Raw genomic sequence first — 26,070 nt, forward strand, 5'->3', positions numbered from 1 at the left:
ACTCGCAAGCACCTGCTGCATCAAGAACGCATGCGCCAGCCGGCCGCCAAGTCCTGGACGAACGCGCGCACGCGCAGCCGCTACATCGTGGCCGTCGAGCCGGTCGACTCCCGTCCCGTGCGGCGGTGCATTCAAGTCGCCAATCCCACCGGGCTGTTCCTGGCGGGCACGTCGTTCATCCCGACTCACAACTCCGCGATCGCTAAGCGGCTGTGCCTGGGCCTGGTCGCCTACGGCTACAAGCTCGTCGTGCCCGGCGACGTCAAGGGGGAATACGCCGAGCTGGTGCGCGCGCTCGGCGGGCAGGTCGTCCGCATCGGCCGCGGTCTGGACGCCATCAACCCCCTCGACTCCGGCCCGCTCGGCCGCCACCTGCCCAGCCTGGGCGCCAGCGAGCGGGAACGGATGCTGGCCGAGGTCAACGGCCGTCGCGGCGAGCTGCTGCACGCATTGCTGGCCACCCCGCACGGCTTGACCCGCCGCCCCGGCGCTGAGGAGAGCACCGCGATCAACACCGCGGTCCAGCTCGCCGCCGACGCCCAGCCCGCCGGTGTCGACCCGACGATCCCAGATGTGATCGCCGTGCTGCGCGGAAGCCCGCAGGCGTTGCGTGATCGCCTCATCACCCGCGACGAGAGCACCTATCTGGCCACCGTCCGCCCGGTGATCGCTGCGATGGAGAACCTGTGTGACGGCCCGCTGTCCGGGTTGTTCGACCGGCCGACGACCGCGCCGCTGGATCTGTCCCAGCCCGCGGTGGCGATCGATCTGTCGCCGATCCTGTCGGCCGGTGACCAGGTGGTGGCCGCTGGGCTGCTGGCCACCTGGGCCTACTCCTACGCCTCGGTCGACACCGCACGCGCGTTCGGGCTGCTGGACAAGCAGGTGGTGTTGCCGCTGGATGAGCTGTGGCGGGCGCTTCGTGCGGGGCCAGGCATGGTCGCCGCGATGGATGGCATCACCAGGCTCAATCGATCCAAGGGCGAAATCTCTCTGATGATTACCCACTCGCTGCAGGACCTCGAGGCGCTGCCGACCGAGGAGGACCGGGCCAAAGCGCGCGGGCTGATGGAGCGCTGCGACACCCTGATCCTGGCCGCCATGCCGGTGAGTGAGCTGGCCCGCGTCTCTGAGCAGAAGCCGCTGACAGCCTCGGAGATCTCGCTGGTGGCCTCCTGGGCCTCGCCGACCTCTTCTGGCCTGGACGCCGCCGCGGCGATGCATCCCGGCCGCGGCAAGTATTGATCAAGATCGGGCAGCGGGTCGGCATCCCGGCGCGGCTGCAGCTGACCGCGGCTGAGCACCGGCTGTACGACACCGATGCGGCCATGCGGCGAGGACGCTCGTGAACGCCCCACGACGCCGCACCCATGTGCCGCCATCTCCGAGAAGAGCGCCCCAGGGGCCACGGGCGCGGTGGGTTCGATGAGCGGGGAAGGGCGAGGCCACGACCCTGCCGACGTCGCGCCTTGGCTGATCCTCGCGGTCACCGCGGCAGCTGGCGTGCTGGTCGCCATGATCTGGCTCGGCGGCACGCTCGGCGCCCTGGTGTCCGGCGCCGGCTGGCGGCCCCCGCCGTTCAGCCTGACGCTGCTTCTGCGGTTACCCGACGGCACCGAGCAGGACTGGCCGGGAGTGCCGCCGCTGGCGGTCTGGAGCGGCATCGCCGTCACCTCCGGCGCTACCACGGCGCTCGCCGCACCCGTCGTCACCGCCGGCTATCGGTGGTTCTCCCGCAATCCGGGCCTGGCCGGGCTGCGCGATCTGCGTGGCCTCACCCCGCGCGGCGCGGCCAAGGTCGCCCGCCGCCTGCGCCCGTCGCTGTCCGGCGCCAAGAACATCCCGCCGGACCAGGCTGGCATGCTGATCGGCGAGCACAACGGCGTGGAACTGCGCGGCTCCTGGGAAGACGTCTACCTGGCGCTGATGGCTCCCCGCTCAGGCAAAACCACCGCGCTGGTGGCGCCGATGGCGATCCGGGCGCCCGGCGCGGTGCTGCTCACCAGCCGCAAGTCCGACGCCTACACCACCACCTGGGCGCCCCGCAGCGCTCGCGGCCACCTGTGGGTGTTCGACCCGCAGCAGATTTGCCACGCCGACCAGGACTGGTGGTGGGACCTGCTGGCCGAAGCGATCACGGTGGAAGGCGCCCGCAGGTTGTCCGGGCACTTCATCGCCTGCGCCTTCTCGGCCAGCGAGCGGAGCAACTACTGGGTGGCTGGATGTCGACCCGACGTTCCTGCGCTACGGTGATCGCGTGCAGCAGGCGCTGCAGGCCGTCCTGGAACGCCGCGACGAGCAGCATCGGCACGCGGTTCAGGTCATCGACATCGTCTTCGCCAAGTGCCGCCCCGACGACGTGGTGACGTGCGAGTCGACCATGCTGTCGGCTGATGACAGGGAGGTCACCACGCTGACGATCGTCAAGCGGCGCGCCACCGAACTGGAGAGGGCCACCTCTCAGCTGGTGATGCCCGCGCAACGTCCCGCGCTGCCGGAGGAGTCGCTCGCCGGGGCGGTGCTTGGCTCACCCCTGCCATGAGGCAGGGTCGGACCTGCCCGATCATGTGGACGGCCTGACCGGCAGGGAAGCCACCGGACCAGTCGAACATGTGCACGAGTAGCGGCTAGCATGGGATGCATGAGCGACCCGCCGTCGGAGTGGCTGCCGATCGACCAGGTGGCACCCGTACCCGGCCAGAGCTACACGTCCGTCCCCCGCACCCCGGCTGGCCAGCACAGGTGCCTGCCCCGGGCGTCCCCGGATGGGAGAACACGCCCTGGCCTGGTTGTACGACCAGATGCCCGCTGACTACCGGCAGCACCAGGTGCTCGCCGACTACCCCATCGCCCTGGCGTGGGCGGCGATCCTGCATCTGCAGCACGACTACCGCGCCCTGATCGTCAGCTACCGGCGCGCCTCCTTCGAACTGAAAGCCCATCTCCCGCCCGAGGCTGTCGAAAGCGTGCTGGCCACCTACAAACAGGAGCGGGAACGGCTTATCCGGTGCGGGCAGGCGGCGCGGCTACTTGAGCAAGCCCTGCGCGCCCCGTCCTGCTCAGCCCGTTGAAAGGTCAGCGCGGACAGGAGGGGGTCCGGCGATCTGCCGTAACTTGTTGGCCCTGTACTCCCGGAACTACGGTGCCAGAGACGTACGTAGCTGATCGAGCTTCGTCTGGAAGCGATCCACAGTCGCCAGCAGTTCCTGGGAGGTCTGAGTGGTGGACGCTGCTGCGGCCATAGCGCGTGGCCGGGCTCGCGGCCGATATTACTTGGACGGCGGGCGAACCCGGCTCGGTTCTACCAGAATTCCTGACCGAACCGAGCCGGGCTCACTACTTCGCCCAGTAGACCATCCGACCGTACGAACGCAGCGTCGTCGGCTCGGGTGCCCCATCATGGACTCTTGGCTCGATTAGAGGACCCTCTCCAGAAAGGAGAGCTTCCATCTCAGAGACCGCATCTTGAATGTCCTCGTCGAGTTCGCTCGTATGGCGTCGAACCCAGAAGTTCAACTCGACGCGATCCTTCTCTACGCGGACCGCTACGGCAATCACATCTGGAGAGATAAGGCCCAATTGTGCCTGGACCGCGTCCAGAACTATCCCATTCTCTCGCTCAAGCTCCTCCGGACTCCCCATCCTTGGGCACCCGCTCTGGCTGTGGTCGTCACGTGTTGATGTGGAGCACCCAGACCGACACGTGATCGAGGTCGGGGCCGTAGGAGTAGAGCGCTCGGAAGGTAGGCGTGACCAGCTCGTACGCCTCGGGGATGTCGGCGTACGGCATCGCTCCGGGCGGCGTCGGGTCGTCGGCCAGGTCCAGTAGCGCGTCGACGATCGACGCCCGCAGCGTCGGCGCCGCCGAGCGCAGGACGTCCTTGACCTTGGGGGTGAAGTGGACGGGACGCTTCACTGGTCGGCGCCGTCCAACCCGAGGTCGGCGTATGCCGCCTCACGCGAGTCGTAGACAGTCATCTCGATCTCGCCGCGACCCGCGGCTGCCATTAGCTCGCGCAAGTCCGCCGCCTCGCGCTCGCGCTTGAGGCGCAGGTACTCCTCGAACGCCTCCTCGGAGATGAGGACGGCGTGCTCCTCATCGGAGCGCTTGATCCGGGTGGGGCGGTGAGACATGACCGCGCGGGACACGAGCGGGCCGAGCTTGTCGCGGGCCGCTGCGATGCCGAGTGTCTCCATGCTCGTCTGGTCGATCGTCATACACCTCACCATACGCCCATCATGCCAAATTCGGCATCATGCCAAGCATGGAGGAACGAGTTCCTGAACGAGGCGGGCGGCCGGTCAGCGCTCCAGATCAAGATTCAGCGGCACGTCGGCCGCCATCAGATCTGGTCGTAGACGAAGGAATCTCGCCGCGTGCCGCCATCGGCGGTGCTCGGCTGCCACGTCTACCGAGACTTCCACCACTACACACGGCTGCACCCGCACGTAGATGAGCGGCGGGTGACCTCGATCGAGCGGACGGCGTATCCGCGGTTCAAGCGGCTGATCACGGCGCGTGAGCTGCTTGTGTTCTTCTCTCCGAGCGGGGAGGAGGCCGCGTGGGCGGCCGAGCGCACCCAGTCGGGGACCATCGCTCGCCCACTGCTGTGGCGCCTCGGCGGGATGCGGACGCATCGGCTCAGCTTTTGGCGAGTGCTTCGCGGCGGATCCATTGGAGCAAGGTGGGGTTGTCGGCGGTGGTGATGACGCTGACGGTGGTGCGGAGGTAGCGGTCGTCGTCCAGCAGGGCCAGCATGCTCGCGGCCAGGTCCGCACGGGCGGTGAACCTGCCGTCGGCGTGGCCCTTGACGAGGGTGTAGTCGGTGACCGACGGCAGGTGGTAGAGCCCGCTCGGGCGCAGGATCGTCCAGTCCAGATCGCTGGCGCGGACCAGCGTTTCCATCCGCCGCATGTCGTCGTACAGCGTCTTGCCCAGCACCCGCGTCACGTATGGCAGCAATAGTCGGTTGAACAGGAACCCGCCCTCGGAGTACGGGTGCGGGTCGACCCCGCTCGAGCTCACCACGGCGAGGCGACGCGCCCGATGCCGTTTCATCGCAGTGACAATATTGGCCACACCACGCGAATAGGTGCTGATCGGTTCTTTCCCGGCGGGTACCCCGAGCGTCGACAGCACCGCATCCCGCTCCGCCACCGCGGCATCGACGGCCACCGGATCGAGCACGTCGGCACCGACCACCTCGAGCCGATCATGGCGCAGTGGAAACGAGTCCGGCTGCCGGGTGATCGCGGCGACCTGATGTCCGGCAGCGAGTGCCTGGTCGGTGAGGAGGCGGCCGGTGGGGCCGTTGGCTCCGAAGACTGCGATACGCATGACGACTGTCCTTCCTTGGTTCTTTCCGAGTTTCTGTGGTGTTGTTCGCCTGGAGCTGGAGGCGGCCGCGCGGGCGGTGGAGAACGCGCTTGGCGTACGTTTTCCGTTCCTCCACACTCCGAGGGCCGAGACCGTCTCCCCCGAGACGAGACAGTCAGGCCGTTCTGTGACATGGGGGAAAACACAGCCGAGCCGGAGTCGGCCGGCGACCATCCGATGACGGCGCTCTCCTCGGCCCTCCACCTGCGAAAGGCATCCGGGCTGCGAACGATCTTTCTCGACTGTCTTGCCTGCGATGTCACAGAACGGCCGGGCTGTCTCGTCTCGGGGAGACAGACACTGACGTCGGGAAGGTGATGGTCATGCGAGTGTTCGTGGCCGGCGGAGCCGGGGTGTTGGGGCGGCGGCTGGTGCCACAGCTCGTGGCGCGGGGACACGAGGTGACGGCGACGACGACGAGCACGTCCAAGCTGGGCTTGCTGGAGCAGTTGGGCGCCGAGGTGGTCGTGATGGACGGGCTGGATGCGAGGTCGGTCGCCGAGGCGGTGGCCCAGGCCCGGCCAGAGGCGATCGTTCACCAGATGACCGCCATCTCCGGCAAGCCCGATATCAAGCACTTCGACCGCTGGTTCGCCACAACCAACCGGCTGCGCACCGAAGGGACGGACCACCTGCTGGCCGCCGCCCAAGCGACCGGCGTGACTTCGTCGCGCAGAGCTACGCCGCGTGGAACGGCATCCGCCAGGCGGATGGGTGAAGACCGAACAGGACCCGCTGGACCCGACGAGCACGGGCAAGGGGGCCGAGGCGATCCGCCACCTTGAGGACGTGGTTATCGGAGCAGGTGGCGCGGTGTTGCGATACGGCGCGTTCTACGGGCCGGGCGCCACTGACGACCAGGTCGAGCTCGTGCGCAAGCGGCAGTACCCGGTCGTCGGGAACGGCGGCGGCTACAGCTCGTGGGTGCATCTCGACGACGCGGCCAGCGCCACCGTCCTGGCCGTGGAGCGCAAGGCGAAGGGCGTGTTCAACATCGTCGACGACGAGCTGGCCCCTGCCCACGAGTGGCTGCCCTTCCTGGCAGCGTGCGCGGGGGCGAAACCACCCATGCGGATCCCCATCTGGCTGGCTCGGCCGCTGGCCCGGAAAACAGCGGTGACGATGATGACCGAGGGGCGCGGCTTCTCCAACGCCAAGGCCAAGCGGGAGCTCGGCTGGCAGCTGCGCTACCCCTCCTGGCGGCAGGGCTTCAAGGAGGAGCTGGCGTGAGGCGGGCTGGGGAGTTCGAGGATCTGCGGCCGCTGCTGTTCTCCATCGCCTACCGGATCCTGGGCAGCGTGAGCGAGGCCGAGGACGCGGTCCAGGAGACCTGGCTGCGCTACGAGGCCTGCCCGACCCGGCCCGACTCGGCCAAGGCGTTCCTGTCGGCCATGGTGTCTGGGATCGCGATCGACGTGCTGCGCTCGGCGCGCGTGCGGCGGGAGGAGTACGCCGGACAGTGGTTCCCAGAGCCACTGCTGGTCGACCCGTATGAGGACCCCGAGCGGTCGGCGGAGCTGGCCGACACGGTGTCGATGGCGGCCCTGCTGCTGCTGGAGCGGCTGTCCCCGCTGGAGCGGGCGGTGTTCGTGCTGCGCGAGGTGTTCGGGTTCAGCTTCGGCGAGGTCGCCGCGGCGCTCGGGAGGTCAGAGGCGGCCTGCCGCCAGCTCGCGGTGCGGGCGCGCCGCCACATGGACGCGGGACGCTCCCGGTTCGAGGCCGATCGCCGGGAGCGAGAAGAACTCGCCGGGCGCTTCTTCGACGCCTTCCGCGAGGGCGATGTGGGCAGGCTGCGCGAGCTGCTGGCGCCGACGTGCAGATGGTCGGCGACAGCGGCGGCAAGGCCCCGCTATGGGGTACCGGCGTCTTCGGCGCCGGAAACGTGGCCCGGATGCTGGCCGCGTTCGTCACGCCGTTCATCCGGATCGGCGGCGTCGTGGAGCCGCACGAGGTGAACGGCCAGCCGGGCGCGATCTTCCGCGACCGGGACGGCAAGGTCGTCAACACCCTGGCGCTCGACATCTTGGACGGGCAGATCCAGACCATCCGCGCCGTGATCAACCCCGACAAGCTCGGGCACCTGGGCCCGGTGGCGGACGCCTGGGCAATCGTCCGCGAGACGAACCAGGCCCGCCGGCCCGAGCACTGACCCCGTCTTACTGCTGCAAACCATCACCACAGTCATGGGCAAGATTTGGTTCGTCACCGGTTCGTCGCGCGGCTTGGGCCGCAGCTTCGTCGAGGCCGCCCCTGTCCCGCGGCGACCAGGTGGCCGCGACCGCCCGGAGTGTCGGAAGCCTTGATGACCTGATCGCCGCCCGTGGTGAGGCGGTGCTCCCGCTGGAGCTGGACGTGACCGACAAGGCCGCCGTCTTCACGAGCGTGCAGCGGGCCAAGCAGCACTTCGGTCGTCTGGACGTCATCGTGAACAACGCCGGCTACGGCCTGCTCGGCGCCGTCGAAGAACTGACCGAGCAGCACCTGCACGAGCTGATGCTGATGGCCAAATCCCGGCACAAGAAACCAGAAAACCTGCGGCGCTACTTCAAACCCTCACCGGACGCCATCGCCGAGATCACCAGCCTGCTCGCCCCCAGGACCAGCGGCTGACCTGCCTCGACTCGCTCAACCAAGATCGCGATTGTGGGTTTTGGGCTTACCTTTGCTACACCCCACCGTGGCGTGGTGACTGCGGGCGGTGCCAGCGATGGTGGTGGCCACCGAGGCGGCGCGGCGGGCCAGCTCGGCGAGTGCCGGCTCCCATCCGGTCGACGGGCCGCGGCCCGGGTCGCCGGCGGCGCCGAGCGCGGCGTGCGCCTGGTCGAGCTCGGTGGCCAGCGCCGCCAGCTGGTCGACATGCAGTGCGGCCAGCAGCTCCGAAACACGCTTGCCGAGCGCCCGCGCCATCGGTGCGGCGGACGGATCGACCATGGTGACCGACAGGCCGATGCCGCGAGCCACCGCGGCGGCCTCGGCGCCGATGAACCCGGCACCGATGACCACCATTCGCGATTCCGGTCGCATCCGCGGTCGCAGTGCCAGCGCGTCGTCCAGAGTGCGCAGATAGTGGACGCCGGCCAGGTCGTCACCGGGCAGCCGCCGTGGGGCCGCGCCGGTGGCGATGATCAAGCCGTCGTAATCGACCGGCTCTCCTGCGGCCAGCGCGATCTCCCGCCGGCGCGGATCCAGGCCGGTCGCGGTGGCGTCCAACCGCAGGTTCAGGTCCAGCTTTGTCAGCTGTTCGGCGCTGCGTAGCCGCAGCCGTTCCGGTTCCCACTGGTCCGACAGCAACTGCTTGGACAGTGGCGGCCGGTCATAGGGCAGATGGGATTCGCTGCCCAACAGCGTGATCCGGCCGGTGAAGCCGCGTTGTCGCAGGGAGTCCGCGGCACTGATGCCCGCCGCGGACGCGCCCACGATGACAATCTTGTCCACTATGGTGATCCATCGATCGAGATCGCCTGTCCTGGACACACCATGGCTGCTTCCTGGACGGATTCGTGTTGCTCCGAATCAGCGTATGGATGCAACAGAACCGCGATCCCGTCCTCCTCTCGCTGATCGAAAAGCTCAGGGGCGGTAAGCGCGCATTAGCCTGAACCGCAGCACTTTTCCTCGTCCAAAGTGATCTTCATCATGAAGGCGTCTCTTCCGGTTACCAGGTCACCGGCAGCCGGTGGATGCCGTAGACGAGTGCGTCGCTCTTGAACGGCAGGCGCTCTACCGGGTCCGCCAGTGCCAGGTTCGGGATCCGTGCGAACAGCGTGTTCAGCACGACCTCTAGTTCCAGTCGGGCCAGGTTCTGTCCGAGGCACTGGTGGATCCCGAAACCGAAGGCCAGGTGGTGCCGTGCACCGCGATCGATGTCGATCTGATCCGGCCGCGTGAACACGTCCGGGTCGTGGTTGGCGGCCGCGGCCGCCACGATGACGCCGTCGCCGGCGCGAAAGGTGACGCCGTCCAGTTCGAAATCCTCGACGACCACCCGGGAAGTGGCGTTGTCGACGATGGAGTGAAAGCGCAGCAGCTCTTCGACCAGCTGCGGGGTCCGCTCGGGCCGCTCCCGCAACCCGGCCAGCAGTTCCGGATCGTCCAGAAGCGAGGCCACGCTCAGCGAGATCATGTTGGCGGTGGTCTCGTGACCGCCGACCAGTAGCAGTAGCCCGATCCCGGTCAGGGTCTCGCGGTCATAGGCGTCGATGTCGCGGTACTTGTCGATCAGCCGGCTCAGCAGATCCTCGCCCGGCTCGGTCTCCTTGCCCACGACCAGGCCGTTAATGTACTGGCGCAACCACAATGCGGTGTCACGTCGCTGCTCGCTTGTCGCGTTGCGACTGAGAATGATCTTTGTTCTGCCCTGGAACTGACCGCGATCAGCGTAGGGCACTCCCAGTAGCTCGCAGATCACCAGCGACGGCACCGGCAACGACAAGGCCTCCACCAGGTCGGCCGGCCGCGGTCCGGCCAGCATTTCGTCGATGGATCGGTCGGTGATCCGCTGGATCTCCGGCCGCATCTGCTTGACTCGCTTGACGGTGAACTCATTGGTGATCATGCGTCGGTGCTGGGAATGCTCCGGCGGGTCCATGGCAACGATCGTGCCCTTCAGCGGCACCGAGGCCACCCCGGGAATCAGCTGCGGAAAACCTGGGTTCGCGCGGTTCGAGCTGATCTTGTCACTGGACAGGAATTCCCGCGCGAAGGCGTGCCCGGTGATCAGCCACGCTTGCTTGCCGTCCTGCAGGGTCACCCGCGAAATCGGTGCCTCCCGTCTGACTTGCTCGTACTGCGGCGGCGGACCGAATGGGCAGGAGCGGGGCATCGGGAATGCCGGCGGAGCCTGAGTAACGGAATTTGTCATGATGTCACCTCTCGAAATAAGGAACCCTTGGTTCCTTATGCCCAGGCTAAGCTCGGCGATCAGGGAACGCAAGGTTTCTTGGGGAGCTGTGATGCCGAACGCACCGAGGACGGACCCATCTACAGGTGAGACCATGTCGCGCCGCCGGGGAGCCGAGCTCGAGGACGCCATTCTGGACGCGGCTCGCGAGGAACTGGCCGAACGGGGTTACGCGAAGTCCACCATGAGCGGTATCGCGAACCGGGCCGGTACCAACAAGGCCGTGTTGTACCGCCGCTGGAGCAGCCTGCCCGAGCTGTTGCTGGACACGCTGCGGAGCCGGTTCGCCAACGTACCGGTCCCCGACACCGGCGATCTGCGCGACGATGTGCTGGACCTATTGCGTCAGGCGCAAACGAACCTCGGCGACACCCGCCGCGACACGGTCTCCGGACTGATCGCGGACACGGTTCACGACCCGCGGCTGGCACAGCGATTGCGGGACCTCATCGCTGACTCGACCCTGTCGGACGCCATGTCCACGGTGCTGGAGCGCGCGGCCGAGCGCGGTCAGATCCCGCCCGGCCCCTGGCCGCGACGGGTGATAACCCTGCCGATCAGCCTGCTGCGGGACGACTTCGTGGTCTTCGGGATCTGGCCATCCGATGCCGACCTGGCCGCTGTCACCGACGAGGTCTTCCTTCCGCTGCTGGGTTACGCGTCACCTTCCAGCGCGGTTCGGAATAGCGATCGTCCGTCGAGCGAGCATCGAGGGTGATACACGTCACTGATTGACGCTGTCAGGGGGCGTCTGAGGTGCGAAGTTTGTGATTGATTGCCGGTTACGTGTATCGCCAGGTTGGGATGGATTCGCCGGTTATGCGCCGGAGGGGGCCGTTCCGGAGGCCGCATGTGCTCCCCCGCCGAACAACGACTGTGGTCTCGCCTGGCGGTCTTCCCCGGCGGGGCCGACCTGGAGACCGCCGAAGAGGTCTGCGCCGGCGAAGGCATCGCCCCCGAGGACATCATCGAGCTGATCGCCGCTCTGGTGGAGCACTCCATCCTGACCGCCCATCCGTCCGCGACCGGCATGCGATACCACATGCTGCACCTGGTGCGCGCCTACGGGGGTGCAGCCAAGGTAAGCCCAAAACCACAATCGCGATCTTGAAGGTGCGTGGGTCGCGGTGCGGTGACTTTGGGGCCGGTGGGGTGAGATCGCCGCTACGGTGAGCGCGGTGGATCGGGGGGTGGGGCCGGCTTTGGGGAGATTGGCGGCGGCGGGTGACCTCGATCGAGCGGACGGCGTATCCGCGGTTCAAGCGGCTGATCACGGCGCGTGAGCTGCTTGTGTTCTTCTCTCCGAGCGGGGAGGAGGCCGCGTGGGCGGCCGAGCGCACCCAGTCGGAGGACCATCGCTCGCCCACTGCTGTGGCGCCTCGGCGGGATGCGGACGCATCGGCTCAGCTTTTGGCGAGTGCTTCGCGGCGGATCCATTGGAGCAAGGTGGGGTTGTCGACGGTGGTGATGACGCTGACGGTGGTGCGGAGGTAGCGGTCGTCGTCCAGCAGGGCCAGCATGCTCGCGGCCAGGTCCGCACGGGCGGTGAACCTGCCGTCGGCGTGGCCCTTGACGAGGGTGTAGTCGGTGACCGACGGCAGGTGGTAGAGCCCGCTCGGGCGCAGGATCGTCCAGTCCAGATCGCTGGCGCGGACCAGCGTTTCCATCCGCCGCATGTCGTCGTACAACGTCGTACCCAGCACCAGCGTCACAAACCTGCCGGTAGCCCAGGTCGGTGAACAACGCCGCGGCCAGCAGCAGGTACACCGTGACCCGTGCCGGCACCAGCCGGATCCTGCGTTCCAGCGCACGGGTCTCCGCCAGCACCTCGTCGACCATCTCGAACGGGACAGTCCGGGTCAGTTCGCCGATATGTCCCGGCGCGAACACTCCAGCCGCTACCCCGACCGTTCTAACTGTGGCAACCTGTTCCAACAGCGGAGCTCCTGTGGTGAGGATGTCTTGGAGTGACAGACCTCTTCTACAGCAGTTCCGCTGCTTTGTTCACCGGCCTTGACGAACAGCCCTCTTCCTTAACTGAACGGCGTTGGCTCTAGAAGGCGCGGCAGGCTTCCAGCAGCACGTCGCGGACCTGCTCCTCCGGCAGGTCCATCGTCTTGACCGCGCCCCACTGCGGCGCGCCGAGCAGTGCCCAGCTCTTCAGCCTGGTCTCGGGTCGGGGTCGTCGTCCACAAGCCTGTTGAAGATCTCGTCCTTGAACGTGCTAATCGTCGTGCGCTCCGAGTCCGGCGAGCCGGGGTCGTCGGTGGCCAGGTCCTCACGGCGGCAGAATCGCCGAGAAGAAGCGCCGGCGTTCGCCCGTAGTCGCGTCGATGCGCTTGTCGTCGACGCGCGGGGCGCGGACCTCGATCGCACTTGCGCTGGTCAGCACGGTCCGGGGTGCGTGGTGGCCGTTGCGCACCACCAGGCGGCCACCAGTCTCATCACGTTGGTCGGCGAACTGGGCGATGTAGGCGTCAACCTCGGCCTTGAGCGCTTCGGCGAGCATCCGGCGGGCGCCCTCGCGCACGAACTCGTCGATCAGCGCCAGCGACGCGGAGGTGGTAGCTGCAGCGTGGTCGCCGTCGGCGGGATCAGGGGTCGGACGGCATGAGCATCAATCCCGCAGCCAGCACTTATGAGAAAAGCGCCATGCTGCTCGGTAGCACTCTCATGACCAGCGACTCTGCCCAAGCGGGAACCCGCAACGAGGAAACCCTCACGGTGCTTGACGAATTTGAGCGAGCCGGGCTGAGCGAGCCGGGCTGCTCAGCATCGACGGGAAGCCGGGCAAGCGCGCGACGATCGCCGTCATGATCTCTCCCGAGGATCCGTTTGAAGGCGAGGGTGCCGAAGCGCAAGCCAGCACACTCGTCTCCCTGGCAGCCGGAATCGATGCGGTGAGCCGAGGCGCCGTACTCGCCTCATCGCCGCCTTGCGCGCCCAGGACGAGACCGTCAAGCAGTCGCCACGGTGACCGGGCCGAATTCGTGGGGAAGGCCGGGGCCAGTGCCTGGAGGGACTCGAGCGGCGCCGCCGGGCGGACTGCCGTGCTGCGGCGTCGGAACAGCCAGGCCGCCCGATGGGACCAGCTTGGGGCCCGGGGCGAGGTCACCGCGGTGAACTTGCCCCGGCACGTGGCCCCACGACGTTCGCACGTGTGGCCGTCAGGGCGCCCCTCCGCTCCTGGTGATGCCGAGCCGGGTCGGCATCACCAGGCCCAGTGCAGAGCCGGTGACACGGCAGGTTCGTCTCGCCGGCTACGTCGCGGGCGCGACCGTCGGTCAGGGGTTGCCGCCGGATCGGCGTTGTGCGCGCAGCCGGGCGCCGAGGTCGCTGACCTGGTCGAGGTGCCGGAGCTTGTCGGGGTTGACGATGGAGTGGATGGTCTGAATCCGACCATCGTCGGCGATGCCGAGTCCCATGACCCCGACGAGCCGGTCCTGCGTGTCGTACGCCATGGCGCCGGGCTGGCCGTTGACCTCGGTGAGACGGATGCGGACGCCGAGGCGTGCGAATGCGGCGCGGACGGCCAGCACGGTGCCTGCCACGCACTCCCGGCCGTTGACCGGTTGGCCCAAGGCCGGCACGTTGCCGCCGCCGTCGACGTGCAGCGCCACGTCCTGGGCCAGCAGCTCTTCGAGTGCGCTCAGGTCGCCTTGTTCGGAGGCGGCGAAGAAGCGCTGGGCCAGTTCTTCGCGTTGTCGCCGTGTGGCGTGGTAGCGGGGCCGGTGCTTTTGGACGTGGTTGCGGGCTCGGGCCACCAGGTGCCGTGTGCTGTCCACGTCGGTGCCGATGATCTCGGCGACCTCCGTGTACGGGTAGTCGAAGACCTCGCGCAGGAGAAGGGCGGCCCGCTGGTGCGGCGACAGGTTCTCCAGCAGTACCAGGAACGCCAGTGACAGCGAGTCGGCCCTCTCGGCGTGCTCGGCCGGTGTCGGGCCGGTGACCAGCGGTTCCGGCAGCCACTCACCGACGTAGTGTTCCCGCCGCACCCGTGCTGAGCGGAGCTGGTCGATGGCCAGCCGGGTGGTCAGGGTGGCGATGTACGCCCGCGGCGAGGCGATCGGCTCGCCGCGTTGCAGGGTATGGTGCATCCGCAGAAACGCCTCCTGCACCACGTCCTCGGCTTCGCTGACGCTGCTGAGCATCTGGTAGGCGATGGCGAACGCCCGCGGGCGCAGCTCGCCGTACAGGTCCGAGACGGACATGTAGGCTATTCCAAGCCCTTGGCGAAGCCCGTGCGCCAGCTCGGATACTGCAGCGTCCAGCCCAGTTCGCGCTTGGTCTTCTCGCTGGAGATCCCGCGGGCGCGCGTCATCATGTCCACCGCGGCCGTACCGGCCAATGCGCGCACGAGCCAGGCCGGTACGCGGCGCGGTGGCTTGGCGCCGAGTACGCGGGCCAGGTCAGGCAGCCAGTCGCGCACGGGTGCCGGGTCGTCGTCGGCGACGTGGTAGATCCCGGCCCGGCCGCGTTCGACGGCCGCGACCGTGGCCGACGCGGCGTCGGTGATGTGCACCAGCGACAACACCCCGCCACCGCCGCCGACGATCGGGGACCTCCGCTTGCGGAGCTCCTCCGCCATCATGGCGTCCGGCGCGGTGCTGATACTGGTCCCCGGGCCGTAGAAACCGCCATAGCGAAGCGCGATGCCCTCAGCCCAGGTGATGCCGGTTACCGAGTCCTCCAGGTAGCGCAGTGCGGCCACCGCCTCCGCCGCGTCGGCAGGGGGGTTCGGCTCGATTCGGCCGTCCTCGTCGGCAACCGGCCCGCCGGTGCGTTCCATCCACTGAGCGTTGCTCTGCGCCACGAACCTGCGGACACCGACGGCGCGCGCAGCGGCCAGCAGGTGGTCGGTGCCCTCGGTGCGCAGCCGGTTGGTCGCGGCCCCCATCAGCTTGTACTGCCGGAAGTTTATCGGTCCGCTCAGCGCGGTGAGCTGGTGCACGATCACCTCCGGCTCCGCCTTGGCCACCGCGTCGGCCACCGACTCGGGGTCGAGCGCGTCGACGATAACCGGCTCGGCACCGAGTAGGCGCAGCGCACCGGTCTTGGTGGCCGAGCGGGTCGTGCCGACGACCTCATGGCCGCGCGCCACGAGTTGGACAACAATCTGGCTGCCGATGGTACCGGACGCTCCGGCAAGGAAGATCTTCATGACGTCTCCGTTCGTCGTGCTCACATACAAAGACGAGACGCCCCGGCCCTCCATGATCGGCTGTGATCCATTTCACAGAGCGAAGCGTTCGTAGCCCCCGTGGCGGCGGGCGTGCTTGATCCAGGCCCAGGAGGTGGCCGTCACATCGACCGAGCGGCCGCATGGCCACCCACCTCAGGCGTCGCCGGGTGCGAGTAGTTGGCGTACAGGAAATCCGGATGAGATTGATCTTCTCGGCGGGCGCTACGTCCTACGTCGCGCGGCGGGATCTCGCTCCGCGACGTGCCGGGCGACCGCGTCGACGCCAGGGCGGGCGTACCGCTCCAGGGAGCGGACGGAGGCGTGGCGGGAGCGGGCCGGCAGCATCGGTGGAGGCGCCGCCCTCGGCGTCGTGGGTCTGGGCGCTGTGGCGGAGCCGGTGCAGGGTCCAGCCGTCCAGGTCCTCGACGTCCTCGGGTGAGGCGAGCGGGTTGGCCAGCAGCCGGGTGTTCTCCTCGAAGATCTCCTCGGCCCGGCGGTAGGAGAGCCGGGCCCGGCCGGTCTCCGGGCCCACGTCGAGCGTCGGTGTCCCGGCCGGTGAGGAACAGTGGGTCGCAGGCGCGGCAGGCGATGAGGCGGGGCAGCAGTTGGGCGGTGCCGGACTGCCAGTGAATCCACTCTGTCGCCCCGCCCTTCGCGGTGATCCTGCCGCGCTTGTCCTGCGGGTACGGGTCTTCCACGTTCAGGGCCGTCACTCTCGTCGTCCACGATCACAAGCGCCTCGGCCGCGGCATCGTCCTGGCGACGCTCGCCGAGGAGCTGAAGGTGTCTGACATCGGGCTGGAGTTCCTCACCGGGGAACTCAAGGGACTCCCACGACCCCTCCTGCTTCGTGTTCACCGTGCTCGCCGGGCTGTCCGGCATGGAACGCGAGTACATCCGCGACCACACCCTCGAAGGCCACGAGTCCGCCCGCAAACGCGGCAAGGCCATCGGCGGCGCCAGCGTCGCCGACGACGACAGGCCCGCGATGGCTCTGCACTACCCGGGACCAGGGACTGGGGTTGCACGGCATCGCCGCCAAGCTTGTCATCACCACCGACAAGAAGAAGGGCAGCACCCTTCACCGGCCACCCATCATGCGAATGCTGCGCGACCACGACGAACCGGTCGACACAGCGGTGAATACGTGATCATCTCGCTACTTTGCACCGTGGGTCACGGATAGGAGTCCGGAGCCCATACGGCACGCCTTCCTCAGGGCAGGTGAGGCGCTGGTGGAGGGGTGACCGGTCGGCGTTTGCCCAGATCCCGGTTCGTCTTGCCTCCAGTTCGGATGAACTGGAGGCAATGCCTGACTCGCGTCGCCCCCTCTTTAGTCCTGCAGGATGGACAGTTTCTCCTGCAGGATGGATAGGGCTCGGGATGGGCACAGGGTGACGGCGTGGCGCACCTGTGCGGCGCTCTGGTCGTCGGGATGATCGGTCAACAGGGCCACGATGCCGTCGTCGTCCTGGTCGAAGACGGCCGGCTCGGTCAGGACGCACTGGCCGGAGCCGACACAGAGGCCGGTGTCCGCTTTGATCCGCATCATGTCCTGCTCACCAGGTGACCGGGAGTTCGTGAACGCCGTAGATGACGGCGTCCGCCTTGAACGGCAGGTCCTCCATCGGTACGGCGAGCCGCAGGGAAGGGATACGGCGGAACAGTGTGTCGAAGACGATCTGCAGCTCCATCCGGGCCAGGTTCTGGCCGAGGCACTGGTGCGGGCCGAAGCCGAAGGCGAGGTGGTGGCGAGCCCCGCGCTCGACATCCAGGTCAGCCGGGTCCTTGAACGCCGCCGGGTCCCAGTTGGCCGACAGGCCGGAGACGATGACGCCCTCGCCGGCCTTGATGCTCGCGCCGCCGATCTGCACGTCTTCGGTGGCCACCCGGGAGGTGACCCCGTCGGCGATGGTGAAGTAGCGCAGCAGTTCCTCCACGGCCATGGGCGTTCTGCCCGGGTCGGCCTTGACCACGGTCAGTTGCTCCGGGTGGGAGAGCAGCCCGACCACGCCGAGCGAGATCATGTTCGCGGTGGTCTCGTGCCCGGCGGTCAGCAGCAGGAAGGCCAGGCTCACCAGGCCCGCGTGGTCGAGGGCGCCCTCCCGGCGTTGCCGGGCGATCTGCCGGCCGAACAGGTCGTCGCCGGGTTCGGACTCCTTGCGGGTGATCAGGTCGTCGATGTAGGCGCGCAGTTCGGCGAAGGCCCGCCGGCGGTCGTCCATCGAGGTCCGGCTCACCAACATGGTGGTGCGGCTCTGTCGACGATGTCCTGGATCCGCGGGCGCAGCGCGGCCAGCCGCTTCACGGTGAACTCGCCGATCACCGGACGGCGGACCGCGGAGTGTTCCGCGCCGTCCATGCCGATCATCAACTGCGGCTGGCTGCGGACCTGTTGCAGGGTCGCCGCATCGAGGTTGAAGAGCGGGAAGCCGTCCTTGCGCCGGTCAGAGGAGAAGCGGCCGTCGGCGAGGACGGCACGGGCCTCCTCATGCCCGGACACCCACCACGCCTCGCCGCCGCTGGTCAGGCGGACCTTGCTGATCGGCGCCTGCTCGCGCAGCCGCTCGTAGGCGGCGGGCGGGGCGAACGGGCAGCCCCGCTCGACCGGCAGCTCGACGACGCTATTCGTCATGAATAACCTCCTGGTAATGGATTTGGCCCGAGATTTGTTCTGCTTGCCGGCGACCTCGGCGTGATCGACTCAGCCACCAGTGGGCTCGCGACCTGCCGGACCGTCCTGCGCAGGACGAGAGGCTCTTGTGTCACCGTCAGGTCCAGGTCGTTGCGAGGTTGCGCCCGGCTTGTCACCGTGTTGATCGCAGGGTGAGCGGGGTCTCGGAGTCGATGCGGGTCAGCTTCTCCGGGTTGCGGACGTAGTAGAGCCCGGAGATGCGAGCGTCCTCGACACGGACTGCTATGACGCCGTCGATCTCGCCGTTCACGCGTAGGACGAGTGCCGGGTTGCCGTTGATCACCGTGTGGATACTGGTGAGCGCGACTTGGGCCTTGCCGAGGCCGCCGACGATGAAGCGGGCCACCTTGTCGGCGCCCGTGATGGGCAGCGGCGAGGCCTGCTTGACGCCGCCGCCGTCGCTGATCAGGACGATCTGCGGGGCGAGCACGTCGAGGAGGCCTTGCAGGTCCCTGGTTTCAAACGCGCGCTGGAACGACTCCAACACCGCCCGGGCCTGGTTCGGGGCGACCTCCTGGCGAGGGCGGCGGGCATCGACGTGCTCTCGGGCGCGGTGCGCGATCTGGCGGACGGCGGCGGGGCTCTTGCCGACGGCGGCCGCGATCTCGTCGTGACTGATACCGAAGGCCTCGCGCAGCACGAAGACGGCGCGTTCGGTCGGCGACAGCGTCTCCAGGACGATCATCAGCGCCATCGACACGCTCTCGGCCAGCTCAATGTCCTCGGCCACGTCCGGCGCGGTGAGCAGCGGCTCCGGCAGCCAGGAGCCGACGTAGTCCTCCTTACGGCGACTCATGGTGCGCAGCCGGTCGAGCGAGCGCCGGGTCGCGATCCGGACCAGGTAGGCCCGCCGGTCACGTACCTGCTCCATGTCGACCTTCATCCACCGCAGCCAGGTTTCCTGCAGGACGTCTTCGGCGTCGGCCGCCGATCCGAGCATCTCGTAGGCGACAGTGAAGAGCAGGTTGCGGTGGGCGACGAACGCCTCGGTGGCCGAGCCCATTCCGCAGCCCATCCGGCCGCAGCCGGCGAGCGATTCGGCTGTGCCCGTCGTTGGCTCGCTTCGCTTGTTCATGGCCGGCTCCTGCCTGTTCGCTCTCAACGGTGCTCTATACACAAGGCGCCGGTCCGCACCGCCGTGTGACACCCGTGATCGGTGGCGTACGTCACATGACCGTCCTGTCACAGAAGCCGGGTCGCCAGCGCCTCATGGTCGTCAGGACGCCGCGCGAGTGATCGCCTTGGCCCCCGTCGCGTGGTGACCATCGCGCGACCGCCACCGTAGAAAGAATGGAAAGACATCATGAACAAGATCTGGTTCGTCACCGGTTCGTCACCGGTTCGTCCCGCGGCCTCGGCCGCAACTTCGTCGAGGCCGCCCTATCGCGCGGCGACCAGGTGGCCGCGACCGCCCGGACCACCGAAAGCCTCGACGAGCTGGCCGCCGCCCATGGCGACGCGGTGCTTCCGCTGGAGCTGGACGTCACCGACAAGGCCGCCGTCTTTGAGGGCGTCAAGCGGGCCAAGGAACACTTCGGCCGCCTCGACGTCATCGTCAACAACGCCGGCTACGCCCAGATGGGCGCGATCGAGGAGCTGACCGAGCAGCACCTGCGCGACCAGCTGGAGACCAACCTGTTCGGCGCGGTGTGGGTGATCCAGGCCGCGCTGCCCTACCTGCGCGAGCAGGGCGCGGGGCACATCATCCAGCTGTCCTCGGCCGCCGGGCTCCTAGCCATGCCGCTCGGCGGCGCCTACCACATCTCCAAGTGGGCCCTGGAAGCCCTGAACGAATCCCTCTCCCACGAGGTCGCCGACTTCGGCATCAAGGTCACCGTGGTCGAGCCCGGCGGCTTCGCCACCCGGTCCGGCAAGAACCCCGACCCACTCAACAACGGCCACATGGCCGAGGCCAACCCGATCTACGACGGCCTCCGCCAGCGCCTCGCGGGGTTCGCAGGCAAGCAGCCCGCCGGCGACCCGGCCGCCGCGGCCCAGGCACTCCTCAAGATCGTCGACTCAGACAACCCACCCCTGCGCGTACTCTTCGGCCAGGGCTTCTACCCCCTGCTCCAGCAGGTCTACGCCGACCGGCTCAAGACCTGGGCCGACTGGCAGCACCTTTCAGCGGAGGCTCACGGCAGCCTCGATCAAGAAGCTCGGTAATCCTCCGCCAGGGCCGCCCGCTTCAACATCACCAGGATTTCCCCTGTCCACATGGACGTCGAGGCTAGGGTGTGTCTCAAATGATCGCAGCCAGAAGATCAGGCAGGCGACGGTGACACCGCGGTGTAGGACGTGGCTGTGACGGCGTCCCTTTACGACGGCATCACCGATCACGGGCGCGGGAGGAGCCTGAGGGTGGTGAGCCCGACGTGGGCGCCGGCGATGTTCACCTCCGACGCTCCAGCCGGTAATACGGGGAATCGGGACGATCCAGGGTACTGAGCCAGCAGCCAGGCGGACGCAGACCGGCCCGTCCCCGGTCGATCGGGGACGGGCCGGCAGCAAGCACCACCTGATCACCGATGCCACCGGCATCCCCCTCGCGGCCATCTTGACAGGCGCGAACCGCAACGACGTCACCCAGCTCATGCCACTGCTGCACGCCATCCCCAAAGTGCGCGGCAAGCGCGGCCGCCCACGCCAGCGCCCCGACGCCGTGCTCGCCGATCGAGGCTACGACCACGACAAGCACCGGCGGCTGGTCCGCGCACTGCAGATCCGGCCACTGATCGCCCGACGCGGCACCGAACACGGCTCTGGCCTGGGCAAACAACGCTGGGTGGTGGAGCAGTCCTTCGCACTCCTGCACGCCTTTCGCCGCCTACGCATCCGGGGGGAGGTCCGCGCAGACATCCACGAAGCCTTCCTCAGCCTGGCCTGCGCACTCATCTGCTGGCGACGCCTCGCCTCATTGCGTTAGCAGCTCTAACGACCTCGTGCATAGCTGGGATTGAGGCGCGGTGGCCTGTGGTCAGGCTCTCTTATGCGGTCTGCTGGTCGGACAGGAGTCCAGCGATGGCGGTGACGATCTCGGGCAGGTGGTCGCGGCGGCCGTGGTGACGGGCCAGGGCTCGCCAGTTCTTCAGGTGAGCGATGCCGTGCTCGACCGGTTGTCGGCGGGCGGCATGGGCGTGGCAGGCCGCTTCGTGGTGGGCCATCAACCACTGCACGTCATCGAGGTGTTTGCCACGGCGTTTGCGCGGTGGAGTCACGATCTGGCCTCCGGTTTGGCTGCCCAGGCCCTGATAGCCGGCAGCAGCTCCACCAGCCCTGATTGCCGTGCCTCGGTGATGTCGGCGACCGATCCGGCACAGACCTGGCCGCAGTACAGCACCGCGCCATGGGCGTCGGTGAGCACCATCGCCTTCATCGCGTTGATCCGGCTCCTGCCCGAAATGAAGCGAGCACGATCCGCAGTGCCGGCAGCCGGTCGGCGCACGCGGATCTCGGTCGCGTCCAAGATGGCTGTTTGGCCGCTGTCGCCCAGGTAGTCGATCACCTCGGCCAACGTGGTGAGCCTCTGGCCGGGGGCGATTCGGCACCCGCGCTGGGCAAGCAGGGGGCGGATCTGACCGATGGCGCGGGTGATGGTGGAGCGATCAACGCCGAACCAGCAGCCCAGCACATCGTGAGTGACGCCATGTCGCAGGTGGACCAGCGTGGCCAGGAGCCGGTCAACGAAGACCAGCTTGTGTCGGGCGCCTGCCCCGATCCGGCGCCGCCGAGGCCTGGCCAGCAGCTCGGCCTGCCGTTGGGCCTCCCATAGCGGCCCAATCTCGGCGACCAACTCCGCCAGCACATCCACCGGCAACCCGGTGACACGCCGGTTGTTCACCACGATCGAACGCCTGACAATCCTCTCCACACGTAGATCAACGATCACCCCTGCCGCAGGCCGCGGCTAACCATGCACGAGGTCGTAAGCACTAAAGACGCGTTCTTAGCGGCTTACCGTAAGAGGCCGGGCGCACGCCGCTCCTGGCTTCTGGCGGAGAACGCCTCCACCACTTCGAACGCTCCCGGCCTGCTGCGGGATGGGATCGCCGTCTCCGACGATATTGACGCCGTCCTCGGAGTCAACGAGTGCGCCAACATGATCGCATTGCGTTATCTCGTCCCCGAGGACAGCAGATCAGGACTGCCTGCCGATCAGAACTGCCCACCGACGTCGTGACCGGTTGGAGGGCGGCCGAATGCCACTGATGCAACCTCGCGGGCCACCTACGGGTCTCGTCGCATCAAACGAAGGCAGCGAGGTCCCGATCTTCCGGTCACCGTTGGCTCATGACCCAACGCACATCCTGATATGCGCTAACCGTCATGCGGCAGCTATGGCGCGCACTGGTTGGGAAGCAATCTAGCTCGACTGGCCAGTGCGTGGCGGCACTGGTCTGCAGAGCCGGGATCGCGGTAAGCCCGCCCACGTTCACGCAGGTCACAGCGCGATGATGAGTACATGGATGTGAACGAGGTGCTCCTTCCGGGGGTGGGGCTGCGGTATGAGTTCACCAACCAGGACGGTGACCGGATCGGTGTGGTGGCGCGGCGGACGGGCGAGTTCGAGCTCGTCGTCTACGGGAGCGAGGACCCCGACCAGGGCCGGTCCATGCTCCGGCTCAACAGGGAGGAGGCCGACACGCTCGCCGAGATCCTCGGCGCGCCTCGCATCGCGGAGCGGTTCGCCGACCTCACCAAGGAGGTGCCGGGACTGAGCGCGGGGCAGACGGGGGTGCGGGCCGGCTCTCCGTACGTGGATCGCCCGCTGGGGCACACCAGGGCGCGAAGCCGTACGGGAGCGTCCATCGTGGCGATCGTCCGCGGGGAAGATGTGATCGCGTCCCCCACGCCTGATGAGGTGCTGCGAGCGGGTGATGTCCTGGTGGTCATCGGAACCCGCAGCGGTATAGCCGGAGTGGAAAAGATAATCCGGGGCTGAGTCGTGCAGACCTCCGTCGCGCTGCTGCTGGAGCTGGGTGTCATCCTGGCCGCCCTCAGCGTCCTCGGTGCTCTGGCACGGCGGTTCGCTCTCTCGCCCATTCCGCTCTACCTGCTCGCCGGCCTGTCGCTGGGCGAAGGAGGCATCGCTCCCGTACCCGCCGCCGGCGAGTTCGTCCAGGTCGGCGCGGCCATTGGGCTCGTCCTGCTGCTGCTCGCCCTCGGGCTGCAGTTCTCCATCCACGAGTTCTCCGTCAGCCTGCGCCGCCACGTGCCCTCGGCAGGCGTCGACCTCGTACTGAACGCGGTTCCCGGCGCGCTGGCCGGCTGGTATCTCGGCCTGGACGCCGTCGGCATCCTTGCCCTGGCCGGCGTCACCTACATCTCTTCCTCAGGCATCATCGCCAGGCTCCTTGATGACCTACGGCGGTTGGGCAACAGGGAAACCCCTGCCGTGTTGTCGGTCCTGGTGCTGGAAGACTTCGCCATGGCCGCCTACCTGCCGCTGCTCGTCGTTCTCGCCTCCGGCGGCACGTGGTGGCAAGCGGCGCTGGGCGTGCTCGTCGCGGTCGGCGCGGTGCTGGCCGCCTTCGTCGTGTCGTATCGATGGGGCCACCATCTCGGGCGGTTGCTTTCCGATCCAGACCCTGAGCAGCTCATGTTGAGAGTCCTGGGCCTCACTCTGATCGTGGCGGCACTGGCCGAGCTCGTCCACGCATCGGCCGCGGTCGGTGCCTTTCTCGTCGGGCTCACCCTCACGGGGGAGGCGGCCAGGCGGGCTCGCAATGTCCTCACCCCGTTGCGTGACCTGTTCGCCGCGGTCTTCTTCCTGGCGATCGGTCTATCGGTCAGCCTGAGCGATCTTGTCCCTGTGCTCCCTGTCGCCCTCGCCCTGGCCGCCGTCACGGCCGCCACGAAAGTGGTCACCGGTCAGTACGCGGCGTTGCGGGAGGGAGCAGGGCCGCGTGGCCGCTTGAGAGCGGGGACTGTGCTTATCGTTCGCGGCGAGTTCTCCATAGTGATCATCGGCTTGGTCGGCGCTCATCATGACAGGCTGGGTCCTTTGGTGGCTGCCTATGTCCTCGTGCTGGCCATAGCCGGGCCGCTCGTCACACGTCTGGGAGGCGCGCCACCGTACCGCTCACGGCTTCTACCCGGCACGAATGCCGGCAACAGCTAGAGACGAGACGCTGGACATGGCGGAGGACCCGGTGGCGGGGCCGAACGCGACAGGCACGTTGTTACGGGTGGCGTGTGTCCGGGCCCTGGCGCGCAGAAGTGCCACACCGGCGCTTCGATCTTCGCGCTCTCCAGGACCGCTGCCGACGCGACGTCGCGGCCCACTGGACAGGGCGGTGAGATACCGACGATCCTGTCATCAATCAATCACTGTCGCTCATCCTGGCGCTTGACAAGGGCCACGTCATGGAACAGTTTCACCACCCCCGCGCCGTGATGAACGGCAGAGGGACGGCGGCCAGACCAACCCCGCAACGCGAGTGGCTGCTGTCCGGGATCTCCGGACGGGTGGTGGAACTCGGCGCCGGTGACGGTACCAAGCTCGCCTGTTATCCACCGGGCCTGGACGAGATCGTGATCGTCGAGGCGGATCCGTCCCTGCGCCAGGCGGCACGCGAGGCGGCCTCCTCCGTGTCCGCGCCGGTGCGGGTGGTCGACGGCAGCCTGACCAGGCTGCCTTTTCCTGACGACTTCGCCGACGTCGTGATCTGCTCGCTGATGCTGTGCAGCTCACCGCGTCCGGACGCCACGCTGGCGGAGGTGCGCAGGGTGCTGCGCCGGGACGGCGAGCTCCGCTTCTACGAGCACACACGCTCGTTCAATCCGGTCGTGGCTTTCGCCGAAGGCTTGATCACGCCTGTCTGGGCACCCGCCTGTGGCGGTTGCCATCCGGCGCGGGATCCATTGGCCGCCATCGAGAAGGTTTTCGCGGTCCGCCGACTCGAACGTTTCTCCTTCGACCATGTCGCACATGTGATGGGCGTGGCTGCCTGATATCAGTGGATCACGAGCACGGGGCAGGGCGCGTGCCGTAGCACCGTCTCGAGCGTGCTGGAATGCGCGCCCCAGCGACTGTGACCGACGATGAGCAAGTCCGCGCCCAGATCACGCGCAACCTGGAGTATCTCTGTCGCCGGATGCCCTATCCGGAGCTCGGTCCGGATGCTCTGATCCTTTTCGCGGGCCTGACGAGCGGCTTCGCGCAGCCATACCTCGCATGGCCGCGGCTGGTCCTCCGCGCGAGTCGGGCTCCGTTTGTCGACCGCCACGGCGATCACCTCGCACGGCGAGGACTTCGCCGCACGCTGAAGCGCTTCTCCGAGCGCCCGACGGGTACTCGGCGAATCGTTGTAGGCGACGACGAGCCGACCAGTCACCCTTCCAGTGTCAATGGTTCGTGCAGCAGACGCCAAGCCCTATCCGATCCAAGTAGACCCTGCCATGCGCCGGAAAGCCAGGTCGGCACGACAGAGGTAACTCCACCCGGGAGCCCCGTACGTGGCGCGCATCGCCGTCTTGGCCGAGACCAACTCTATGGGCAACTTGACCTTGCTGAACTACGGGCATCCGTCGCCCTTCGCGCGGACGGAAGCGTGTCCCTCGCCGATCCGGATGCGCATGCGCCTCCTTTGGGGCTAGTCGAGCGTCCGGAGCCGCACGAGATCGTCTTCGGCGCCGGTGCTCAGATTCTGCTTTACACGGACGGTGCCATCGAGGCCCGAGACCGGCACGGCCGGTTCTATCCACTGGCCGAGCGTGCTTTCCTGCTCAAGGACGAAGACCCGGAGAGGGCGTTGGAAGCGCTGAAACAGGACCTCGTCGACCATGGGGACGCGCCGTTGCACGCTGACGCGGCGATGCTCCTGCTACGCCCGCGCGAGTCAAAGATCAACAGATGTTGATAGGGTCGTTCGTGGTGCGCCGGGAAGTCTGGTCGGCAATGTCCTAGTCGACCC

General features: G+C 67.8%; 33 protein-coding genes and 5 pseudogenes. 19 read left to right on the forward strand and 19 right to left on the reverse strand.

Going from position 1 to position 26,070, the window contains the following annotated elements; translation table 11 throughout:
• Positions 1-30: 30 nt before the first annotated feature.
• The 4 genes from FHR33_RS01705 (at position 31) to FHR33_RS01720 (ending at position 3,071) form a co-directional block, all read left to right on the forward strand.
• Positions 31-1,245 (forward strand): putative type IV secretion/conjugal transfer ATPase, encoded by a 1,215-nt coding sequence (locus tag FHR33_RS01705; protein WP_183660634.1) that lies wholly within the window; start codon positions 31-33, stop codon positions 1,243-1,245.
• A gap of 180 nt (positions 1,246-1,425) precedes the next feature.
• The gene (locus tag FHR33_RS01710; protein ID WP_183642540.1) at positions 1,426-2,253 is read left to right on the forward strand and encodes a type IV secretory system conjugative DNA transfer family protein; all 828 of its coding nucleotides are present in this window, start codon (positions 1,426-1,428) and stop codon (positions 2,251-2,253) included.
• A gap of 4 nt (positions 2,254-2,257) precedes the next feature.
• Positions 2,258-2,542, forward strand: coding sequence for a hypothetical protein (locus FHR33_RS01715; protein ID WP_183642542.1), 285 nt, complete (start codon positions 2,258-2,260; stop codon positions 2,540-2,542).
• A gap of 223 nt (positions 2,543-2,765) precedes the next feature.
• A complete protein-coding gene (locus FHR33_RS01720; RefSeq protein WP_183642545.1) occupies positions 2,766-3,071 on the forward strand; it encodes a hypothetical protein in 306 nt (101 codons plus the stop codon).
• A gap of 599 nt (positions 3,072-3,670) precedes the next feature.
• On the opposite strand, the gene FHR33_RS01725 is transcribed toward FHR33_RS01720, so the two are convergent.
• From FHR33_RS01725 to FHR33_RS01735, 3 genes are all read right to left on the reverse strand, one after another.
• Positions 3,671-3,916, reverse strand: coding sequence for a type II toxin-antitoxin system RelE family toxin (locus tag FHR33_RS01725; RefSeq protein WP_183642547.1), 246 nt, complete (start codon positions 3,914-3,916; stop codon positions 3,671-3,673).
• Positions 3,913-4,218 (reverse strand): type II toxin-antitoxin system Phd/YefM family antitoxin, encoded by a 306-nt coding sequence (locus FHR33_RS01730; RefSeq protein WP_183642550.1) that lies wholly within the window; start codon positions 4,216-4,218, stop codon positions 3,913-3,915. Before FHR33_RS01730 ends, FHR33_RS01725 begins: the two co-directional genes overlap by 4 nt.
• Before the next feature lie 424 nt (positions 4,219-4,642).
• Positions 4,643-5,338: an NAD(P)-dependent oxidoreductase gene (locus FHR33_RS01735; RefSeq protein WP_183642553.1), complete on the reverse strand. Its 696-nt coding sequence runs from the start codon at positions 5,336-5,338 to the stop codon at positions 4,643-4,645.
• A 362-nt stretch (positions 5,339-5,700) separates the two neighbouring features.
• Here FHR33_RS01735 and FHR33_RS48870 point away from each other — a divergent pair, with 362 nt between their 5' ends.
• The 5 genes from FHR33_RS48870 (at position 5,701) to FHR33_RS01750 (ending at position 7,987) form a co-directional block, all read left to right on the forward strand.
• Positions 5,701-6,162, forward strand: coding sequence for an NAD-dependent epimerase/dehydratase family protein (locus tag FHR33_RS48870; RefSeq protein ID WP_221240873.1), 462 nt, complete (start codon positions 5,701-5,703; stop codon positions 6,160-6,162).
• Positions 6,092-6,607 carry an NAD-dependent epimerase/dehydratase family protein gene (locus FHR33_RS48875; protein WP_221240874.1) on the forward strand — a complete coding sequence of 172 codons (516 nt, stop codon included), beginning with the start codon at positions 6,092-6,094 and terminating at the stop codon, positions 6,605-6,607. The genes FHR33_RS48870 and FHR33_RS48875 overlap by 71 nt, the downstream gene beginning before the upstream one ends.
• Positions 6,604-7,332, forward strand: a complete 729-nt coding sequence (locus FHR33_RS01745) for a sigma-70 family RNA polymerase sigma factor (protein WP_312895310.1) — start codon at positions 6,604-6,606, stop codon at positions 7,330-7,332. The genes FHR33_RS48875 and FHR33_RS01745 overlap by 4 nt, the downstream gene beginning before the upstream one ends.
• A complete protein-coding gene (locus tag FHR33_RS52375; RefSeq protein ID WP_312895311.1) occupies positions 7,269-7,526 on the forward strand; it encodes a hypothetical protein in 258 nt (85 codons plus the stop codon). The genes FHR33_RS01745 and FHR33_RS52375 overlap by 64 nt, the downstream gene beginning before the upstream one ends.
• Positions 7,527-7,645: 119 nt before the next feature.
• Positions 7,646-7,987 (forward strand): SDR family NAD(P)-dependent oxidoreductase, encoded by a 342-nt coding sequence (locus FHR33_RS01750; RefSeq protein ID WP_312895312.1) that lies wholly within the window; start codon positions 7,646-7,648, stop codon positions 7,985-7,987.
• Between the two features lie 15 nt (positions 7,988-8,002).
• Here the strand turns inward: FHR33_RS01750 and FHR33_RS01755 are convergent, their stop codons facing one another.
• The 3 genes and pseudogenes from FHR33_RS01755 to FHR33_RS01765 all read right to left on the reverse strand — a co-directional run bounded on the left by FHR33_RS01755 (position 8,003) and on the right by FHR33_RS01765 (position 10,127).
• Positions 8,003-8,812 (reverse strand): NAD(P)/FAD-dependent oxidoreductase, encoded by an 810-nt coding sequence (locus FHR33_RS01755; RefSeq protein WP_221240875.1) that lies wholly within the window; start codon positions 8,810-8,812, stop codon positions 8,003-8,005.
• Positions 8,812-8,955: pseudogene (locus tag FHR33_RS01760) on the reverse strand (ferredoxin); the annotation flags it as partial. The gene FHR33_RS01755 and the pseudogene FHR33_RS01760, both read right to left, overlap by 1 nt.
• 77 nt (positions 8,956-9,032) lie before the next feature.
• Positions 9,033-10,127 carry a cytochrome P450 gene (locus FHR33_RS01765; RefSeq protein ID WP_312895313.1) on the reverse strand — a complete coding sequence of 365 codons (1,095 nt, stop codon included), beginning with the start codon at positions 10,125-10,127 and terminating at the stop codon, positions 9,033-9,035.
• Positions 10,128-10,371: 244 nt separating this feature from the next.
• Between FHR33_RS01765 and FHR33_RS01770 the strand changes: the two genes are divergently transcribed.
• Positions 10,372-10,995, forward strand: a complete 624-nt coding sequence (locus tag FHR33_RS01770; protein ID WP_183642559.1) for a TetR/AcrR family transcriptional regulator — start codon at positions 10,372-10,374, stop codon at positions 10,993-10,995.
• A gap of 132 nt (positions 10,996-11,127) precedes the next feature.
• On the forward strand, positions 11,128-11,388 hold the full coding sequence (locus FHR33_RS01775) for a winged helix-turn-helix domain-containing protein (protein WP_183642562.1): 261 nt from the start codon (positions 11,128-11,130) through the stop codon (positions 11,386-11,388).
• Between the two features lie 292 nt (positions 11,389-11,680).
• On the opposite strand, the gene FHR33_RS01780 is transcribed toward FHR33_RS01775, so the two are convergent.
• The 3 genes and pseudogenes from FHR33_RS01780 to FHR33_RS01790 form a co-directional block, all read right to left on the reverse strand.
• Positions 11,681-11,989, reverse strand: coding sequence for an NAD(P)H-binding protein (locus FHR33_RS01780; RefSeq protein WP_312895314.1), 309 nt, complete (start codon positions 11,987-11,989; stop codon positions 11,681-11,683).
• Positions 11,990-12,044: 55 nt separating this feature from the next.
• Positions 12,045-12,116 (reverse strand): annotated as a pseudogene (locus FHR33_RS53095) (hypothetical protein); the annotation flags it as partial.
• A 445-nt stretch (positions 12,117-12,561) separates the two neighbouring features.
• A pseudogene (locus FHR33_RS01790) lies at positions 12,562-12,828 on the reverse strand (transposase); the annotation flags it as partial.
• A gap of 214 nt (positions 12,829-13,042) precedes the next feature.
• Here FHR33_RS01790 and FHR33_RS53100 point away from each other — a divergent pair.
• A pseudogene (locus tag FHR33_RS53100) lies at positions 13,043-13,216 on the forward strand (copper transporter); the annotation flags it as partial.
• Between the two features lie 345 nt (positions 13,217-13,561).
• Here FHR33_RS53100 and sigJ read toward each other — a convergent pair.
• The 3 genes from sigJ to FHR33_RS01810 form a co-directional block, all read right to left on the reverse strand.
• Positions 13,562-14,488, reverse strand: coding sequence for an RNA polymerase sigma factor SigJ (gene sigJ / locus FHR33_RS01800; RefSeq protein WP_183642566.1), 927 nt, complete (start codon positions 14,486-14,488; stop codon positions 13,562-13,564).
• A gap of 5 nt (positions 14,489-14,493) precedes the next feature.
• Positions 14,494-15,438, reverse strand: a complete 945-nt coding sequence (locus FHR33_RS01805) for an NAD-dependent epimerase/dehydratase family protein (RefSeq protein ID WP_183642570.1) — start codon at positions 15,436-15,438, stop codon at positions 14,494-14,496.
• Between the two features lie 250 nt (positions 15,439-15,688).
• Complete coding sequence (locus tag FHR33_RS01810) at positions 15,689-15,991, reverse strand: hypothetical protein (protein ID WP_183642573.1); 303 nt, start codon at positions 15,989-15,991, stop codon at positions 15,689-15,691.
• Positions 15,992-16,481: 490 nt separating this feature from the next.
• On the opposite strand from FHR33_RS01810, the gene FHR33_RS51500 reads away from it, so the two are divergent.
• Positions 16,482-16,610 (forward strand): hypothetical protein, encoded by a 129-nt coding sequence (locus FHR33_RS51500; protein WP_281388131.1) that lies wholly within the window; start codon positions 16,482-16,484, stop codon positions 16,608-16,610.
• 182 nt (positions 16,611-16,792) lie between these two features.
• Here the strand turns inward: FHR33_RS51500 and FHR33_RS01815 are convergent, their stop codons facing one another.
• The 4 genes from FHR33_RS01815 to FHR33_RS01825 all read right to left on the reverse strand — a co-directional run bounded on the left by FHR33_RS01815 (position 16,793) and on the right by FHR33_RS01825 (position 19,169).
• A complete protein-coding gene (locus FHR33_RS01815) occupies positions 16,793-17,011 on the reverse strand; it encodes a ferredoxin (protein ID WP_312895315.1) in 219 nt (72 codons plus the stop codon).
• Positions 17,012-17,018: 7 nt separating this feature from the next.
• Positions 17,019-17,699, reverse strand: a complete 681-nt coding sequence (locus tag FHR33_RS52380; protein WP_221240876.1) for a cytochrome P450 — start codon at positions 17,697-17,699, stop codon at positions 17,019-17,021.
• Complete coding sequence (locus tag FHR33_RS48885; protein ID WP_221240877.1) at positions 17,696-18,094, reverse strand: cytochrome P450 family protein; 399 nt, start codon at positions 18,092-18,094, stop codon at positions 17,696-17,698. Before FHR33_RS48885 ends, FHR33_RS52380 begins: the two co-directional genes overlap by 4 nt.
• A gap of 172 nt (positions 18,095-18,266) precedes the next feature.
• The gene (locus FHR33_RS01825; protein ID WP_376773275.1) at positions 18,267-19,169 is read right to left on the reverse strand and encodes an RNA polymerase sigma-70 factor; all 903 of its coding nucleotides are present in this window, start codon (positions 19,167-19,169) and stop codon (positions 18,267-18,269) included.
• 275 nt (positions 19,170-19,444) lie between these two features.
• Here FHR33_RS01825 and FHR33_RS01830 point away from each other — a divergent pair, with 275 nt between their 5' ends.
• Both FHR33_RS01830 and FHR33_RS01835 read left to right on the forward strand, forming a co-directional pair.
• The gene (locus tag FHR33_RS01830) at positions 19,445-20,320 is read left to right on the forward strand and encodes an SDR family NAD(P)-dependent oxidoreductase (protein ID WP_246451581.1); all 876 of its coding nucleotides are present in this window, start codon (positions 19,445-19,447) and stop codon (positions 20,318-20,320) included.
• A 292-nt stretch (positions 20,321-20,612) separates the two neighbouring features.
• Positions 20,613-21,080, forward strand: a pseudogene (locus tag FHR33_RS01835) (IS5 family transposase); the annotation flags it as partial.
• Between the two features lie 61 nt (positions 21,081-21,141).
• Here FHR33_RS01835 and FHR33_RS48890 read toward each other — a convergent pair.
• The gene (locus FHR33_RS48890; protein WP_221240878.1) at positions 21,142-21,330 is read right to left on the reverse strand and encodes a hypothetical protein; all 189 of its coding nucleotides are present in this window, start codon (positions 21,328-21,330) and stop codon (positions 21,142-21,144) included.
• Positions 21,331-21,368: 38 nt separating this feature from the next.
• On the reverse strand, positions 21,369-22,025 hold the full coding sequence (locus tag FHR33_RS01840) for a transposase family protein (RefSeq protein ID WP_221240879.1): 657 nt from the start codon (positions 22,023-22,025) through the stop codon (positions 21,369-21,371).
• 591 nt (positions 22,026-22,616) lie between these two features.
• On the opposite strand from FHR33_RS01840, the gene FHR33_RS01845 reads away from it, so the two are divergent.
• From FHR33_RS01845 to FHR33_RS01855, 3 genes are all read left to right on the forward strand, one after another.
• The gene (locus FHR33_RS01845; protein ID WP_183642579.1) at positions 22,617-23,096 is read left to right on the forward strand and encodes a cation:proton antiporter regulatory subunit; all 480 of its coding nucleotides are present in this window, start codon (positions 22,617-22,619) and stop codon (positions 23,094-23,096) included.
• A 3-nt stretch (positions 23,097-23,099) separates the two neighbouring features.
• The gene (locus FHR33_RS01850; protein ID WP_183642581.1) at positions 23,100-24,275 is read left to right on the forward strand and encodes a cation:proton antiporter; all 1,176 of its coding nucleotides are present in this window, start codon (positions 23,100-23,102) and stop codon (positions 24,273-24,275) included.
• A gap of 350 nt (positions 24,276-24,625) precedes the next feature.
• Positions 24,626-25,108, forward strand: coding sequence for a class I SAM-dependent methyltransferase (locus FHR33_RS01855; RefSeq protein WP_183642584.1), 483 nt, complete (start codon positions 24,626-24,628; stop codon positions 25,106-25,108).
• 2 nt (positions 25,109-25,110) lie between these two features.
• Here FHR33_RS01855 and FHR33_RS01860 read toward each other — a convergent pair whose 3' ends face one another.
• Positions 25,111-25,491, reverse strand: coding sequence for a universal stress protein (locus FHR33_RS01860; RefSeq protein ID WP_183642587.1), 381 nt, complete (start codon positions 25,489-25,491; stop codon positions 25,111-25,113).
• Positions 25,492-25,707: 216 nt separating this feature from the next.
• Here FHR33_RS01860 and FHR33_RS01865 point away from each other — a divergent pair, with 216 nt between their 5' ends.
• On the forward strand, positions 25,708-26,016 hold the full coding sequence (locus FHR33_RS01865; protein ID WP_221240880.1) for a SpoIIE family protein phosphatase: 309 nt from the start codon (positions 25,708-25,710) through the stop codon (positions 26,014-26,016).
• The last annotated feature ends 54 nt before the right edge of the window (positions 26,017-26,070 follow it).

The organism is Nonomuraea dietziae (assembly GCF_014195505.1).
GTDB classification, from domain to species: Bacteria; Actinomycetota; Actinomycetes; order Streptosporangiales; family Streptosporangiaceae; genus Nonomuraea; species Nonomuraea roseola.

Excerpts from the sequence above, each read along its gene's own strand:
- FHR33_RS01705 (WP_183660634.1), top strand. The coding sequence starts at position 31 with ATGCGCCAGCCGGCCGCCAAGTCCTGGACGAACGCGCGCACGCGCAGC.
- FHR33_RS01710 (WP_183642540.1), top strand. The coding sequence starts at position 1,426 with ATGAGCGGGGAAGGGCGAGGCCACGACCCTGCCGACGTCGCGCCTTGG.
- FHR33_RS01720 (WP_183642545.1), top strand. The coding sequence starts at position 2,766 with ATGGGAGAACACGCCCTGGCCTGGTTGTACGACCAGATGCCCGCTGAC.
- FHR33_RS01730 (WP_183642550.1), bottom strand. The coding sequence starts at position 4,218 with ATGACGATCGACCAGACGAGCATGGAGACACTCGGCATCGCAGCGGCC.
- FHR33_RS01735 (WP_183642553.1), bottom strand. The coding sequence starts at position 5,338 with ATGCGTATCGCAGTCTTCGGAGCCAACGGCCCCACCGGCCGCCTCCTC.
- FHR33_RS48870 (WP_221240873.1), top strand. The coding sequence starts at position 5,701 with ATGCGAGTGTTCGTGGCCGGCGGAGCCGGGGTGTTGGGGCGGCGGCTG.
- FHR33_RS52375 (WP_312895311.1), top strand. The coding sequence starts at position 7,269 with ATGCTGGCCGCGTTCGTCACGCCGTTCATCCGGATCGGCGGCGTCGTG.
- FHR33_RS01770 (WP_183642559.1), top strand. The coding sequence starts at position 10,372 with ATGTCGCGCCGCCGGGGAGCCGAGCTCGAGGACGCCATTCTGGACGCG.
- FHR33_RS01775 (WP_183642562.1), top strand. The coding sequence starts at position 11,128 with ATGTGCTCCCCCGCCGAACAACGACTGTGGTCTCGCCTGGCGGTCTTC.
- sigJ (WP_183642566.1), bottom strand. The coding sequence starts at position 14,488 with ATGTCCGTCTCGGACCTGTACGGCGAGCTGCGCCCGCGGGCGTTCGCC.
- FHR33_RS01805 (WP_183642570.1), bottom strand. The coding sequence starts at position 15,438 with ATGAAGATCTTCCTTGCCGGAGCGTCCGGTACCATCGGCAGCCAGATT.
- FHR33_RS01815 (WP_312895315.1), bottom strand. The coding sequence starts at position 17,011 with ATGATGCGGATCAAAGCGGACACCGGCCTCTGTGTCGGCTCCGGCCAG.
- FHR33_RS48885 (WP_221240877.1), bottom strand. The coding sequence starts at position 18,094 with ATGACGAATAGCGTCGTCGAGCTGCCGGTCGAGCGGGGCTGCCCGTTC.
- FHR33_RS01825 (WP_376773275.1), bottom strand. The coding sequence starts at position 19,169 with ATGGGCTGCGGAATGGGCTCGGCCACCGAGGCGTTCGTCGCCCACCGC.
- FHR33_RS01830 (WP_246451581.1), top strand. The coding sequence starts at position 19,445 with ATGGAAAGACATCATGAACAAGATCTGGTTCGTCACCGGTTCGTCACC.
- FHR33_RS01845 (WP_183642579.1), top strand. The coding sequence starts at position 22,617 with ATGGATGTGAACGAGGTGCTCCTTCCGGGGGTGGGGCTGCGGTATGAG.